The following is a 15,098-nucleotide window of genomic DNA, read 5'->3' as shown; positions in this document are numbered from 1 at the left end:
CCGAGGAAACCGAGTTCTACACACCCATGCCCGCCGGATATAAGCCCGGCAAGACCAAATACGTCGGCGTTTTCGGCACCGTCATGTCCGGCCTCGGCAAGGGCATCTTCGCCAGCAGCCTCGCCAAGGTCCTCAAAGACAAGGGCCTTACCGTCGCTCCCATCAAGCTTGAGGGCTACCTCAATCTCGACTCCGGCACGCTCAATCCGTTCCGCCACGGCGAGGTCTTCGTCCTCGACGACGGAATGGAATGCGACATGGACCTCGGCACCTACGAGCGCATGCTCGATCAGAACATGGGCCGCGAGAACTTCGCCACCAGCGGCCAGATCTTCAGCGCCGTCCTGGAGAAGGAGCGCCGCGGCAGCTACCTCGGCCGCGACGTCCAGATGATCCCTCACGTCACCGGCGAGGTGAAGAGCAAGCTCCGGCAACTCGCGGTCTCCAGCGACGCCGATGTCGTCTTCATCGAGATCGGCGGCACCGTCGGCGACGTGGAGAACGCCTACTACATCGAGTCGCTGCGACAGCTTGCCTTTGAAGAGGGCACCGGAAGTACGTGCTTCGTCGCTTTGACATACGTCCTTCAGCCGCCGGCCCTCGGCGAGCAGAAGTCAAAGGCCGCGCAGCTTGGGATCAAGCAGCTCCTGGAGAGCGGTATCCAGCCGCACATCATCGCCTGCCGCGCCATTCAGCCCGTCACCAACAAGGTCCGCGAGAAAATCGCCCTTTACTCCAGCGTGCCGTTCAATCGCGTTTTCTCCATGCACGATCGCGAGTCGATCTATGTTATTCCGGAGATGATTCGCGAGGCCGGCCTCGATCGGGCCGTCGTTGATATTCTTGGGATCGGCGACCGGATTCACGTTGAGGCGGAGGGCAAGGCCGAGTCCGTCTGGAAGGACTATCTCGAGCGCCTGCGATCATCCTCCCAGAAGGTGACCATCGGTATTGCCGGGAAATACACCAGCGTCCGCGACAGCTACGCCTCCGTCATTAAGGCCCTGGAGCACAGCGGCACGCGCTGCGGCGTCAAGGTCGACATCGACTGGATTGAAGTCAGCGACATGCCCCTGGAAGACGTGGCCGATCGCCTCGCCGGCGTCGATGGCCTCATCGTTCCCGGCGGCTTCGGCTCACGCGGCGTCGAAGGGAAAATCTCCTGTGTCCAGCACGCACGAGTCCACGGCATCCCGTATCTCGGCCTTTGTTATGGATTTCAGTTGGCGGTCATTGAGTATGCCCGCAATGTCTGCGGACTCGACGGCGCCGGCTCCACCGAATTCAATCCCGAGTGCAAGCATCCTGTCATCGACTTCCTGCCCGAGCAGAAGCAAATCGAGGGCCTCGGCGCCAGCATGCGACTGGGCGGCCACGACGTCGTCCTCAAGCCCAACTCACTCGCCTGCAAACTCTACAACGGCTCGCCGGAAATCAGGCTCCGCTTCCGCCATCGCTACGAAGTCGATCCTCGCTACATCGAGCAGCTTGAATCCGCCGGCCTCGTCTTCTCCGGCAAGGCCCCCGACTTCCCGATCATGCAGGTCCTCGAACTGCCGACCGAGGTGCACCCCTACTTCGTGGCCACTCAGGCCCACCCCGAACTCACCAGCCGCCCGCTGCGGCCTGACCCGTTCTTCCTCGGCCTCGTCAAAGCCGCGATCGCCCGAAGAAACCCAGCGCCCATCGCCGACATCGCGGTTGAGATTTGACGAGCCCGGGGCTCAAGACGCTCGCCGACGCAGGATGATTCAAAGAGTAAACCGACCCCCCACGTCGCCTTCTGTGCGGTTATGCACCCTCGCTCGTGAAACACCCAATAATGCAGCGATTGGTAATGCCTGAACCGCGAGCAGACGCATTTATGAGGCGCCACAATTCTTGAAAACCGGCCCCCAGTGGCGTATCCTATCTACATCGGGTGAAAGAAGTTCCTGCCGTCTATTCCTGAGCCGATGGCTCGATCGCCCGCTTGCCGACGAATTTCCAATCGGCCGTGGTACGGCCTCAAAAAGGCAGCGTCGCTCATGCGGTTTCCTCTTGTCCTACTCCCAGTGCTCGCGATCTGCTCTATTGCTCGGGCACAGCTCGTCTATCAAACCGGTTTTGAAGGCCCCGTGTTCGTGGACGGTGATCTGCTCGGTCAGGATGTCTGGCAATCGACCGACGATCCCGCGACGGCCAATCGCGGTGTCGTTCAGAGCGCCCTTGCCCGGACAGGTTCTCGTGCCGTACGTCTGGATGCATCGGTGACGACCTTCACCGATTGGTATTGGCGAGCATTCAACTTCACGGTGGTTCCGGCCGCTTCGCCCATTGTCCAGATTGAATGGGCGATGAACCTGAGCAATGTCGGCACGCCCAGCGCCGGCTGGGGCATCGACATCTACGACGACTCTCTACCGATTGCGCGGCGGGTTTCCGCGGTCATCGTGGACAATGCAGGATTGCTGAAGGTCTGGAACGGGACCGGGTTCTTCAACACATCCGTGGTCATATCACGCAATTCCTGGCATGTCTTCAAGCTCAACATGAATTACGCGGTCGGCGTCCGGAAGGTGTCACTTTACCTCGACGGTGTTCGCGTCGCGAACGGCCTCGGCTTCAGCTCCGCAACCTCCGACACCATCGCCGATGTGGACTTCTATAACATCGACGGCGGCGGAAGCGACGCGGCTCACTACGACGACTTGCGAATCGTCGCCCTGGCGGATTCCGACGCCGACGGCGTTCCCGATCCCGATGACTTTTGTCCCGTCACGGCGCCGGCGACTCCCGTTGACGGCAGCGGTTGCTCGACGCTCGACGACGACGGAGATGGCGTGAACAACGACATCGATCTCTGCGCAAACACGCCTGCCTGTGCAAACTCAATTGACCAGAATGGCTGCCCGGCCGATTCGGACAGCGACACCGTCGTCGACGGCTGCGACAACTGTCCGAACGATCAAAACCCCGGCCAGGAGGACACCGACTCCGATGGTCAGGGCGACGTATGTGACCCCTGCCCTTCTTCCCTGCTGGGCGATACGTCAGGCAACGGGCAGGTAAACGGACGGGACATCCTGCGATTCACCGAGCTTGTCCTCGGCGCCGTTCCGGTTGGGGACGAGCTATGCGCCTCGGACATGAACGGCGACCTGCTGGTCGACGAAGCCGACGTTCCGGGCTTCACGGATATTTTGCTAGGGTTGTGATGAAACGATAATGACGGCCGCGGCCTTGGGGACTCGGGACTTCGAGCAGGCTGTACAACGAAACTGCGAAGAGGAAGCGGAAAGACTGCAAGGCACTTGGTCGATGCGGTTGCGGGGGCGCGGGAGACGAATAGCAAAATGAGTTTCTTACGACAACTTGCCCAACGTGTCGGGTTGGGAGAGGACATGCGAAAGGCGGAGGAATTCGTCTCTCGCCGGGCTTTGCTCTTTGGCGGGTTGTCCTCGCTCGCGGCGATGAGCCCCTCCCGGACGCAGGCTGCTCCGCGGCCCGATGCCGGCAGATTCCTCATTGATCGACTCACCTTTGGCTGGACGCAGCAAGAGCAACTGCTCGCCGACACACTCGGCTATCACGGATACCTTGAGTATCAATTGAACCCATCTTCAATCGACGATAGTGCAACTGATGCTCGGATTGCCCCCTACTACTTCCTGAACTACGACCCGGCCTCACTCAAGGGTTTCCAATCACCGGTGTACATCATGCACCAGTGCATCGAGTCCACCGTCGTCCGGTCGGTCTACAGCAAGCGGCAGCTATTTGAGAAGATGGTCGAGTTCTGGAACGACCACTTCAGCGTCGAAAGCGGCAAGAGCCATATCCCTTGGCTCTTCCCTGTTTGGCTGCGAGACACGATCCGCGCAAATGCAATGACCACTTTCCCCCAGTTGCTCGCCGCCACCGCCCAAAGCGCGGTGATGATGTTCTATCTGGATAATGAAACCAGCATCGGCGGCAATCCCAACGAAAACTATGCCCGCGAGCTGATGGAGTTGCATTCTCTCGGCGTTGACGCCGGGTACTCGCAAGGCGATATCGAGGAGCTCGCTCGCATTCTGACCGGCTGGGGAGTCGATCATTATGGTAATCCCGAAACGATCACATGGAATTTCATATTCCATCCCAACTGGCACGATGACACCGCCAAGACATTTCTCGGTGTGAATTTCCCGGCCGGCGGCGGGATGAACGATGGCGTGATGGCCCTGGACATCCTCGCGACTCATCCCGCGACGGCGCATTTCATCTCGAAGAAGCTCTGCAGGAAGTTCTGGAGCTACGACCCACCACAATCGCTCGTTGATGCAGTTGCGGCCACTTACATGGCGACCGGCGGCGACATCAAGTCGATGCTCCGCACCTTGTTCACCACGCTCGATCCTGCATCGGCGACTCCCAAGCATAAGAGACCCTACCATTTTGCCGTTTCCGCGATGCGCTCAACGGGTGCTGAATTATCGCCGGTGGCGTGGAGCTCCGGAACGGAGTTGGAAGCCAGACTCTTGAGCGCCGGCCACCTCCCCTTCAATCATGGGCCGCCCGATGGTTATCCTGATCGGCTCGAGGCATGGGCCGGCCTGATGCTGCCCCGGTGGAACATGGCCGCCGAGCTCATGAACAACGGCATCACGCATCTCAACGTGAATATCGCGACTTTCCTGCAAGGGGCGACCACGGGGACGGCGGTGGCCGATCGCATCGACCAGGCCCTATTTGGAAATCTAATGCCGTCCAACGAGAAGAGTGTGATTCTTGGTTATCTCGGGGCGAATCCGAATTCGACCACGTCGGCTGAGGCCGTCGCTTTGGCACTCTCCGCACCGAGTTACCAGTGGTATTGAGACTAATCGGCTGGCGCGCAAACGGATGATATGAGGTACGCACGATGAGTGAACCCGCCTGCAAAGGTTGTCACGAGTATCTGGAGCTCTCGCGCCGCCAGTTCCTCGGTGTATCGGGCGGAACCCTTCTCGCGGCAAGTGTGCCAGCTTGGCTGCCGCGCGTTGCCCTGGCAGGTGATTTCTGCTCCGCGCGCGACGTGGTGATTGCGGTCTTCCTTCGCGGGGCGATGGACGGCATGACCATGTGCGTGCCCCATGGCGAAACCGAGTACTACGCCAAGCGCCCGATTCTCGCGATTCCGCCCCCCGGCAGCGGGCAGCCCTTCGCCGCGACCGATCTCAATGGTTTCTTCGGTTTTCCGCCGTCCATGCTGCCGCTCTTGCCGGCCTATGCCAATGGCGACCTTCTCATCGTCCATGCTTGCGGCTCGACCGACACGTCGCGGTCCCATTTCGATGCCATGGCCCTGATGGAACTCGGCAACCCGTCGAATCCTTCGCAATTCACCGGTTGGCTGGGGCGCCACCTTCTGACGACTGCGCCCCTCGTGCCCGGCTCAATGCTCCGCGCAGTCGGCATGCAGCACTTGTTGCCCCGGAGTCTGAACGGCGCGCCCGCTGCTCTGCCCTCTGCCGACATCACGGACTTCGGCCTTGAAGGTCCGCCCGCAACACTTGGCACGCGTCGAGCCACCCTCGATAGTCTCTATAACCTCACCTCAGATCCGCTCCGCGCAGCGGCTCAGACGACCCAGGCCACGATCGACCTGTTGGATACGATTGATTTCGGGGGTTATGTGCCCGCCGGGTCCGCAATATACCCGGACTCGCCTTTTGGTCGCTCACTCAAAGCCTCCGCCGCATTGATCAAGGCGGAGATTGGCGTCGAGGCCATCGCCATTGACATCGGAGGTTGGGATACCCACATCGAGATGGGCCCGCATGAGGGCGTACTCGCAACCAAGCTGACCGATCTTTCAACTGCCCTCGCCGCGTTGCACGCCGATGTCCTGGCCGCCAGCGGGAAGAATGTCACTGTCGTTGTCATGTCCGAATTCGGCCGTCGGCTCGAGGAGAACGGCGACGAAGGCACGGATCACGGTCACGGAAACGCCATGTTGGTCATGGGCAATAACATCGCCGGCGGACAGGTCCTGACCCAGTGGCCCGGCCTGGCCCCGGAACTATTGTTCCAGCAGCGCGACCTCGCCATCACCATCGACTACCGCGACATCCTCGCCGAGATCATCCAGGAGCGGTTGGCCAATCCAAACCTCGCTTCGGTCTTCCCGGATTTCACGCCAACGTTCCGCGGCGTCACCCAGTCCTGCGCCCAGGCCGATCTCAACTGCGACGGTACGGTTGACCTTGGTGATGTCGCCCCATTTGCCGAGGCCGTGACGGATCAGGCGTCGTTCCGCGCGGGTAGCCCGGGATGTGATCCGATGAATGCAGACCTCAACGGCGACGGCCTGCTCGACGGCCGCGACATTCAGGCCTTTACAGGCCGACCCATTCAACCGTAGTTAAGAAAAAAGTGCGTGACAGGTGTGCGGGCCAGGAGACTTTCGCGGGAATCCCGCGAATGATCGCTCATAGCCTGAGGCTCATTCAGATTGCTATATCATTTATTAGGCTCGACGTAAGTCGTCGGGGCCGGAATACGCAAAAAATGTGCGGTGCGCATCCCTTTAGCCCACTAAACAGGAGCCTCCCAAACTGTACTCATGGAATCCACTCTGGATGCGCCATTGGAGGCATTCGGCATGCGAAACCCAGCGCCATGAATTCTGTTGTGTTCGAGATTCAGGCAAAGATGGCCCCCTGAATGCGATATTGGCGACCAGAATTCGTCTCCTCGGACCGAGTGTTTACACATTCCTAACCGACCGTCCTCGTGACTGCATCAAGCCGGGCCATCTCCACCTTGGAGACGTTTGATGACCCCGGCGAATGGCCTCCCATCAAAATACTCGGGAGTACGCACCGCACAAGTTGTGTTAACACCGTCTGAGGGCCGCGCGCTCAGGAAAAAACTATTTTGATGACAAGGCGTCTTTCAGGGGCGGTCGGGATCCCCGTTTTCCTTTTGCCCCCGAACGCTTACCCTTGAAATAACAGGCATTTATGCGCCGATTCGTAGTATTATGGGTCAAGGCTTCCGTTATCGACCCTGAAGTAATCCGCCTTGATAGGTGAGCCTCGCGCCCGATAAAGCGATGTGGTTTTCGCTTAAGGATACGGGGCAATAGCGGGTAAAATAGGGAATCTTGAGAGAAAAGGCCCAACCCATGGAATGCCTCGATAGTGAAGCTGCTCTGTCTAGAGCGATTGTCAAGCGGTCGAAGTCCATCTTGGCATATCTCGATCGCAAGATACCACCGATTTACAAGGCCCAGATTGTCGCCGAGGACATTCTTCAGGAAGTGTGTATCAAAGCATTTCGAGGGCTCAATACGTTTCGGAGCGATGGTGAAGATTCGCTGGATCGCTGGTTGACTCGGATTGTCGATAACGCACTCTTAAACAGAATCAGAGATGCCGGACGGAAGAAGCGAGGAGGCGGCCAGCGGATTCTACGCAACGGAGACCAGTGGAAGACTTCCTGCATCAACCTCCTCGACCAAGTTCGATCACCCGGGAAAACCCCCAGTCGGGTGGCCGCCAGAACCGAGGCCGTGGGAAAAGTGCTCGTAGCGCTCTCCCGACTCAGGCCCGATGTCCGCGAGGTCGTGCAACTACACTTCCTGACTGGTCTCTCAATCGAAGAAGTTGCGCTGCAGATGAATCGCACGAGGAACTCGGTTCGCTCGCTTCGTTATCGCGGGCTCACTGAACTCAAGCATCTCATGGGCGATCAAAGTGACTACTTGAGCGATGATGGTTCATCCTCGGATGCATCATCCGGATCGAGGCTCTGACATTGCAGGACGCGGGCCCGATTCGCTCACCTAGGAGGAGAGATGAAATGCACGGCAAGAGAAGTCCTGCTGGTGGCGCACAGGACGCAGCAAACGTAAACGGGACCGACTCGTCGTCAACAAACGGTGACGGGCTTCAATTCCTCCCGGATGACTCTCCAAGTGAAGCGCGCCAGGTGCTTCGGGCTCTCGATGAAGCTCGACGAGTACACGAGGGCGCAAGATACAGGGGCGATCAATCAATTTCTGAAAATCATGACAACGATGATCAGCTTGCCTGGCTCGCCCAGCACCTTCAAGACTACGACGTGCATTCTCGTCTGGACCGAGGCGGCCAGGGCATCGTCTACAAAGCGATTCACAAGGCTACGAACGAACCCGTCGCGGTCAAAGTGCTGCTGAACGGTCTTCTCTCATCGGACCACCAGCGCCACCGGTTCAAGCGAGAAGCCGCGATCATCTCACATCTCAATCACGATAACATCGTCAAACTGCGAGACAGCGGGGTGGTCGACGGCAGGCAGTATCTCGCGATGGAATTCGTCGACGGTCACCCCATCGATGATTATATGCTTCTCAATCGGCCGCCTGTTCACGATCGCGTTCGCTTGTTCATCAAGATCTGCGACGCAGTGGCCAGCGCCCATCAGCGCGGCGTGATCCACCGCGACTTGAAGCCGGGCAATATCCTCATCGACCGGCTCGGCGAACCGCACATTCTCGATTTCGGTCTGGCCAAGCACATCGACGAGGAATCTCCGTTCAACATGGAATCCATGACCGTCTCCGTGACGGACCAGGTTCTCGGCACGACGCCATTCATGAGTCCCGAGCAGGCCGGCGGGAGAACCGCCGATGTCGACATTCGATCCGACATCTACTCACTCGGTGTGATCTTCTATCAATCGCTGACGGGCGTGATGCCCTATGTCGTGACCGGCCCGCGCGATGCGGTAGTCAAGCGCATTGAGAATGAGAAGCCTCCGAAAATGACAGCTTCGCTGGCCATCGCGGGTGACGAGCAGTACTCAATCCCAATTACGATCGATGAAGACCTTGAGTACATCATCGCCCGTGCTCTGGCAAAGGAACCTGAGCGGCGTTACCAGTCTGCGACGGCGCTGGCCGAGGATTTCCGGCGACTTCTTGACGGCTTCCCCGTCGAGGCCAAGGCTGACAGCACCTGGTATCTGCTCCGGCGGACCTTCAAGCGATACAAGCTTCAGGCGACCTTTGCGGCCATCCTCTTCGTCGTCCTGGTGGCGGGCATCGTCGGCACAAGCATCATGTGGGTGCGCGCCAACCGGTTGACCAATGACTATCAGAAAGCGCTCCACGCCGCCGGCTTCATGAATTTTGGGGGCATCGCCCGCGATGAAGGGCGTATGGAAGACGCCATTGACCTGCTCCAGCAATCAACTGACATGTCCGGGCGGATCAGTGACCCGGACGGGGACACCGTGCGGTTTCTTGCGCAGGCACATCAGCAGTTGGCCGATGTCTTTCAGGACAGAGGACGGCTTGATGAGGCTGATATCCACGTCGACAAGGCTCTTCTGATCACTCGCGCCTTCTTTGAAGGGAAAACAGATGACCTGCTCTGGCAAAACGTATTGGGTCAGAATCTGCATACGAAGGCATGCATAATCCGTGATCGGGGAAAATTGCTCGATTCAGACGATCGACTTGATGAGGCCATCGCTCTCCTCCAGGAATCCTTGGCGATCCGCGAGGTCCTCGCTGAGGTGGATCCCAATAATAACTGGTGGATAAGGCGATTGGCCGCGTCCAGGCGATCGCTTGCGTCCTGCTATCGGGCAAAGAAGGATTTTGCCGAATGCCGCCTCATTTACGAGCGAGCTTTCGAGGAAGCCTGCAGAGCGTTTGAGAAGTTCCCAGACTCAATCGGCGCCATCATCACTCTAACAGGCGCCGAGAACAGTCTCGCTGTCTGGCACATAGAGCAAAATACGCCGGAAGACGACATGGCAGCTTTGCGATGGCTCGAGCAGATAGAGAACCAACTCGGAGTTTTCAAGAAGACCCACCGAATCGATGTCATGGCAAAGGACGTTGACGATGTGACTTCGGCGATCAAAAAGAACCGAGGTATAATCATGAGGCGTATCAGCGCCCTTGCGACCGATACGCCTCAATCAGCAAAACGCTGATTCAGCTTGCGCCGCCGACACCATCTCCAGTCTCAACCGGCTCGTCTTCGCCTTCCGCCAGCGATACCGATTCACCCTGAACAAAGAACGAAAACGAAGCGGATGCCGTGTTGCTCCCGTAGGGCGGCGTCGCGGGAGCCTCCGGCGGCACATACGTGTTGCCACCAAAGGCGTAGTCCAGGTTCGCGCCCTGCGTGCCCTTGACGACTGCCTCGCCTTCCATATGCGGGGGAAGAAGAAACTCCGTGATGACCGGCGCGTCGACATCGGCGTGATCGGTCCACCACAGGCCATCCTGCGTATCGAGCGCGGGATTCTCTACCGACCAGAGGATCGGTGATGCGCCCACAGTCTCGAACTGCGCTTCGGCGACCGCCCATCCGATGGACGTCGCGTTGTACGAATCAAGCGCGAGACTCAGCGTCACACGAAAGACAACATCGCTCTCGGGGTCCTGAGGGTCCTCATGCATGGAGAAAACGACGATTCGACTCTCCGGCGGCGTAGCCATCACGTTCGACGACGCGACGAGAAGAACCAGACAAATTCCAACAAGAAACCTGGAAAACTGAGTGCTCACGGCGATCTCCCTTCTGCTGCGCTCGCCGCTCGCTGTGCGCGCACCTTCTCCGCAGCCGCCGCGACGGCGTCAGAACCGTGAGCCTTGGCAAGTGGGAGCTTTGACTTGACAGGTGCGAAGAAGGCTAAATCAGAGCGCCATCATCGTTGGGCATGTGGTGCTGCCGACCAAGCCACGATCGACCCTACTTCGTCGCCTGTGCAGTTAGGACTAACACCGTTCAACACGGTCGCGCTCGCATTATGAAAATCTTTTGCGTGCGACCTGAAGAAATGACGCATGAATAGACGGAGAAGTTAAATGTCTGCGCGCGACGCAGTGATTCACTTCAATCACTGACTCGGCGCCGAACCTGACATGCGCGATAGGCTGTGAGAATGGAATCTTGTGGGATGGACTACAGCAAGCTGATGAAAACTCTACCGCCTCGCACGCCTGATGTGGAAAAAACGCGAGCGAGAAAAGTTATGCCGGTCTGCAAAGAGGTCATTGCATGAAACATCTGCTCATTCGGCGATCCGATGGCCTTCAACGTCATCAACATGGCCCAACCGCCGATAGACAACAAACGAATAAATCAGCGACCACGCCACGAGCAACCCAAGTCCGCTGAAAAAACCGACGGTGCAGATTCGCTCGTCCGCAAAGAGCCCGAGCCCGATCGACACGACACCGATGCAGACCATGAGCTTGCCCCCGGCGCGGTGCGTCTTTTCCCAGACCCGCTCGTTGACCAGAGTCCACGGCGTACGAATGCCCACGTAAAAATTCCGCCGGATTTTTCCCAGCCAGTTCCCCATCACCATGAACATCGCGCCGCAGATGATCGCCAGGCTCCTGCCGACAGCGATGTGGCGGCCCAGCGCATCGGCCATGAATACAGCGTGAAAAGCCAGTATGACCGCCACGACAAGCGTACACATGCGCCCATAGGTGACGCGAAACCGCTCGAAGTTCTGCCGAAACGGCCCCAGAATGGGAAGGACGGCCAGCAACACCATGAGGCCGGCCGCCACCCCCGGAACCACAAAGGCCAGTTTCCACGGCGGCCCGAATGCGTCGGGCTGACCTTGCAGATTCCAGTGCGTCGGACTCGGATCGGGCAGTTGCCGATAGACGGCTGCCGTCGCAACGAGATCGACCAGGATCAACGCCGCCATCACCGCGAGATGTCTTCGACAGATCATTCCAACTTACTCCTTGCGATTGCGATTTCGGCGACTGCCGCCCTTCTCCGAAGACGCGCCGCGAGCATCACCGGGCCGAATCTGCTTCATGATGAAGCTCAAAAAATCTTCAAAGACACTGGTGTTGAGCATGTAGTCGATTTGCCGACCGGTTCGACTGGCATCCACCAGATCGGCCTCCTTGAGAATCTTCAGATGAAACGACATGGCATTGGGCGCAACGCCGAGTTGCTTCGCCAGTTGACCGGCCGACATCGGACCATCGCGAAGCGCCGTCAGAATGTCGCGTCGCGTCGGATCGGCCAGCGCCTTGAATGATCGGTCAACTTGAAACATCAGAAAGAATCAACTCGTCGTCACTTGACCGGCTGCTTCTTAGTCGACTTCTTGCGAGCGTACTCGCCCTTCTTGATCCATCGAGCCACGCCCTTGACGACGTCGCTCGACACATGCTTCTCGGTGCTCATGTACTCGGCCGGCGTGCTCATCCCTTTGCCCTTGCAGAATAGGTGATTCACATCCGGCACCCACTGAAAAGTCGCCTTGGAGCGGCCCTTCAACACTTCGCGCCACAGATCGAAGTCTGCACGCTTGATCTGATAGTCTCGCCCGCCGCTTAAGACCAGAACGCGCCCTTCAAAGCCACGGATCGCGCTCGCCCCGCGATCGCCGAGATGGCTCGTCAAATCCTGCCAGTACGTCATGGGCACGCCCATCAACGTGGGATTCTCCTTCGCGGCTCCCCTGCGATATGTCTCCAACTCATCGCGCGTCGAATTCAGGATATTCTTTGCCTCCTCCTGACCGGCCCCCGGCAGCCCGGCGAGGTACTCCAATTGCTCGATCACCACATCCTCCATCGGTCGCAGCGTTCCGGCGAGCACGATCACGCCGGCCAGTTGACCGTCCTCCTCGGCAATGATTGGGGCCAGGCATCCGCCCAGGCTGTGTCCGATCACAAACGTCTTCTTCGGGTCGACCTCCGGCTGTTCGCGCAGAGTCTTGAGGGCCGCCACCGCGTCGTCCACCACCTCAGCGCGAACGTTGACATCTCCCGGTTTCATCGCGCCGCCGTAGGTGTGCGTTCGCTTGTTGTACCGAAGCACCGCAATCCCGCGCGAGGCGAGGCCCCACGCAAGGTCCCTGAACGGACGATTCGGACCAATGGTTTCATCCATGTCGTTCGGGCCCGATCCGTGAACCAGCACAACGCCGGGCGCGCGGCGGCTACCCTTCGGCACGCTCAGCTTGGCCTTCAGCCGCCAGTCAGGATGACCGAACTCCAGATCGCGCTCCGTGAACTTGTCATTATTGATGTAGGAAGGAGCCGTGTACGGCTGCGTTGAAGCGCCGGGCTTGAAAAAAAGGCCGGTGACTTTGCCGTCCCTTGTCACCGTCACTTGCATGTCCAGCGCGATCGCCTTCCAGCGGCCGGGGAAGACATAGACGTCGTAGTCCCCCACGATGTCATGACGCGCAGGCCCGAATCCGCCGAACTCGCCGCATTGCTCCGCGACCTTCTTCCACGTCTCGGCCAAAGTCTTGGGGCCCATTACCCGGGTCATCGTCTCGTCAAAGTCCTCTGTCGCCTCATCAAATTCCTCGGCGGCCAGCCGCTGCGCGAATTTCTCGGCAATCGCCTGTCGCTCGTGCTCAGGAATGACTTCGCCTGTAGCCCTCGCTGTCCCTAAAGGAAAAGCGACTATGGCAGTAGCGAAAAAAATCGTCGTCGCACCGGGCGTTATGCGGGTTCTCATTGAACCATCCTCCTGAAACCGGCGGGCGTCGCCGGCCGTCGATATTTCAACATCCATTGAAATATATCGCCGGGGCTCTGCAACCCTCACGCTCGGCTCAGTAGATTTTTTTCTAGGGGGGAATGGGAACACCGGGTCAGCCACGCCGTCGCGAAAACGGGCCGCCACGCCGGTTTCTACGAATCGATCAGATCCGCGGTCCAGTACTCGTATGCCAGGACTGCCATGCCGACGAAGGCCAGACCCACCGCCGCGATGCCGTGCGGCATGCTCCGCATGGAAATGGAGCTCACGATCAGATAGGCCGCCGCGCCCTGTACTCCGATGACGCCAAGGCACTTTGCCTGCGCATAGGTCGGCATGGGAAGGAACTTCCGCCGCTTCACCAGCAGGCACTCAGCACAGTAATGTCGCCGGCCGATGCCGCGCAACAGCGGCGCAAACTTCTCACACTTGGGGCACACTCCTGCATTTTTGGAAGCCTCGCGCGTTGCGTACGCCCGCTTGAGCGTCGCATATGCCTCGGTCGCCTCCACGAAAATCGCCAGGCTCGCGGAGTCCGAGCCGGTGCGATCGGGGTGGTGCTTCAATACAATCTGCTTGTAAGCGCGGTGGACGCTGCGAAGTGTCGAGCCCGGCTGAAGGCCAAGCACTTGGTAGCAATGGAGGATACTCACGCTAAATGCCTCTGATTCCCACACCTGAGCCGGACAGTTGCCAAAGCCCTGCAAGCTACCGGACCCTGCCGCTGCGATTCCCGCGGGCTGAGGGTGTCCCCATTCTATCCTCCGCCCTTTCGCGATCCAAACCCCCCATCGCAGATTGCCGCGATTTGACACCAACGGGCAATGACCGACGATAGCCGGAGACTCCGAGACCTCGAAAGTAGCCATATGGGACCCCGCCAACTCAGCCTGAACTCGATCACGGACAAGCTCTTAAGGAGCCTCCGCCCTCTGAGATTCAGCGCCCCCGTGTCTCACGTTTATAACCCCCTGATTTACGCCCGAGGGCCTTTCGACCAGTACGCCGCCCGCTACGGATCTTCGCCGCGAGAGACCCTTTTCGTCGGCATGAATCCCGGCCCGTGGGGTATGACGCAAACGGGTGTGCCCTTTGGCGAGGTGTCGTTCGTACGTGACTGGCTCGCAGTCGGAGGGGCTGTCAAAAAGCCCGCTGCCGAACACAAGAAACGGCCCGTCCTCGGATTTGACTGCCCGCGCAGCGAAGTAAGCGGCAAGCGCGTTTGGGGGTGGGCCCGTGACCGCTTCCGCACCCCTGAGCGATTCTTCGCCCGGTTCTTCATCGTGAACTATTGCCCGCTCTGTTTCCTCGAGTCGAGCGGCAGAAACCTGACCCCCGACAAGCTGCCGGCAAACGAGCGAAAATCCCTCTTTAACGCCTGCGACAAAGCCCTCCGGCAGACCGTCGAGTACTTCCAGCCGTCGCACGTCATCGGCATCGGCAAGTTCGCCGCCGATCGGGCAAGGATCGCCCTAGACGGTATCAACCTCTCGATCGGCGACATTCTCCACCCCAGTCCCGCAAGCCCTCTGGCAAACGCCGACTGGCCAGGCCAGGTCGATCGACAACTTGCCAAACTCGGAATTCACATCCCCCATCCCAAACGCTAACCACCCA

General features: G+C 59.1%; 12 protein-coding genes. 7 read left to right on the top strand and 5 right to left on the bottom strand.

The window, feature by feature from the left end; genetic code table 11:
* Positions 1-26 precede the first annotated feature (26 nt).
* From pyrG to HS101_13150, 6 genes are all read left to right on the top strand, one after another.
* Positions 27-1,712 (top strand): CTP synthase (glutamine hydrolyzing), encoded by a 1,686-nt coding sequence (gene pyrG / locus HS101_13175; GenBank protein MBE7507215.1) that lies wholly within the window; start codon positions 27-29, stop codon positions 1,710-1,712.
* A 315-nt stretch (positions 1,713-2,027) separates the two neighbouring features.
* Positions 2,028-3,197, top strand: a complete 1,170-nt coding sequence (locus tag HS101_13170; GenBank protein MBE7507214.1) for a hypothetical protein — start codon at positions 2,028-2,030, stop codon at positions 3,195-3,197.
* Between the two features lie 138 nt (positions 3,198-3,335).
* Positions 3,336-4,841, top strand: a complete 1,506-nt coding sequence (locus tag HS101_13165) for a DUF1800 domain-containing protein (protein MBE7507213.1) — start codon at positions 3,336-3,338, stop codon at positions 4,839-4,841.
* A 44-nt stretch (positions 4,842-4,885) separates the two neighbouring features.
* Positions 4,886-6,367 (top strand): DUF1501 domain-containing protein, encoded by a 1,482-nt coding sequence (locus tag HS101_13160; GenBank protein ID MBE7507212.1) that lies wholly within the window; start codon positions 4,886-4,888, stop codon positions 6,365-6,367.
* 828 nt (positions 6,368-7,195) lie between these two features.
* Complete coding sequence (locus HS101_13155) at positions 7,196-7,762, top strand: sigma-70 family RNA polymerase sigma factor (GenBank protein MBE7507211.1); 567 nt, start codon at positions 7,196-7,198, stop codon at positions 7,760-7,762.
* A gap of 308 nt (positions 7,763-8,070) precedes the next feature.
* Positions 8,071-9,933 (top strand): serine/threonine protein kinase, encoded by a 1,863-nt coding sequence (locus HS101_13150; GenBank protein ID MBE7507210.1) that lies wholly within the window; start codon positions 8,071-8,073, stop codon positions 9,931-9,933.
* Position 9,934: 1 nt separating this feature from the next.
* Here the strand turns inward: HS101_13150 and HS101_13145 are convergent, their stop codons facing one another.
* The 5 genes from HS101_13145 to HS101_13125 form a co-directional block, all read right to left on the bottom strand.
* Positions 9,935-10,513, bottom strand: coding sequence for a hypothetical protein (locus tag HS101_13145; protein ID MBE7507209.1), 579 nt, complete (start codon positions 10,511-10,513; stop codon positions 9,935-9,937).
* Positions 10,514-11,019: 506 nt separating this feature from the next.
* A complete protein-coding gene (locus HS101_13140) occupies positions 11,020-11,700 on the bottom strand; it encodes an SdpI family protein (GenBank protein MBE7507208.1) in 681 nt (226 codons plus the stop codon).
* A 6-nt stretch (positions 11,701-11,706) separates the two neighbouring features.
* Complete coding sequence (locus HS101_13135; protein MBE7507207.1) at positions 11,707-12,036, bottom strand: winged helix-turn-helix transcriptional regulator; 330 nt, start codon at positions 12,034-12,036, stop codon at positions 11,707-11,709.
* Between the two features lie 20 nt (positions 12,037-12,056).
* Complete coding sequence (locus tag HS101_13130; protein MBE7507206.1) at positions 12,057-13,457, bottom strand: alpha/beta fold hydrolase; 1,401 nt, start codon at positions 13,455-13,457, stop codon at positions 12,057-12,059.
* A gap of 176 nt (positions 13,458-13,633) precedes the next feature.
* Positions 13,634-14,134, bottom strand: a complete 501-nt coding sequence (locus HS101_13125) for a J domain-containing protein (GenBank protein MBE7507205.1) — start codon at positions 14,132-14,134, stop codon at positions 13,634-13,636.
* A gap of 216 nt (positions 14,135-14,350) precedes the next feature.
* On the opposite strand from HS101_13125, the gene HS101_13120 reads away from it, so the two are divergent.
* Positions 14,351-15,091 carry a single-stranded DNA-binding protein gene (locus tag HS101_13120; GenBank protein ID MBE7507204.1) on the top strand — a complete coding sequence of 247 codons (741 nt, stop codon included), beginning with the start codon at positions 14,351-14,353 and terminating at the stop codon, positions 15,089-15,091.
* Positions 15,092-15,098 lie beyond the last annotated feature (7 nt).

This window comes from Planctomycetia bacterium, from assembly GCA_015075745.1.
Lineage (GTDB): Bacteria > Planctomycetota > Phycisphaerae > UBA1845 > UTPLA1 > UTPLA1.
Note: the sequence above shows the minus strand (reverse complement) of the source record. Positions and strands in the feature narration are given on the sequence as shown.

Bases quoted from the DNA above. Each gene is read 5' to 3' on its own strand.
- pyrG (MBE7507215.1), top strand. From the start codon at position 27: ATGCCCGCCGGATATAAGCCCGGCAAGACCAAATACGTCGGCGTTTTC.
- HS101_13170 (MBE7507214.1), top strand. From the start codon at position 2,028: ATGCGGTTTCCTCTTGTCCTACTCCCAGTGCTCGCGATCTGCTCTATT.
- HS101_13165 (MBE7507213.1), top strand. From the start codon at position 3,336: ATGAGTTTCTTACGACAACTTGCCCAACGTGTCGGGTTGGGAGAGGAC.
- HS101_13160 (MBE7507212.1), top strand. From the start codon at position 4,886: ATGAGTGAACCCGCCTGCAAAGGTTGTCACGAGTATCTGGAGCTCTCG.
- HS101_13140 (MBE7507208.1), bottom strand. From the start codon at position 11,700: ATGATCTGTCGAAGACATCTCGCGGTGATGGCGGCGTTGATCCTGGTC.
- HS101_13135 (MBE7507207.1), bottom strand. From the start codon at position 12,036: ATGTTTCAAGTTGACCGATCATTCAAGGCGCTGGCCGATCCGACGCGA.
- HS101_13130 (MBE7507206.1), bottom strand. From the start codon at position 13,457: ATGAGAACCCGCATAACGCCCGGTGCGACGACGATTTTTTTCGCTACT.
- HS101_13120 (MBE7507204.1), top strand. From the start codon at position 14,351: ATGGGACCCCGCCAACTCAGCCTGAACTCGATCACGGACAAGCTCTTA.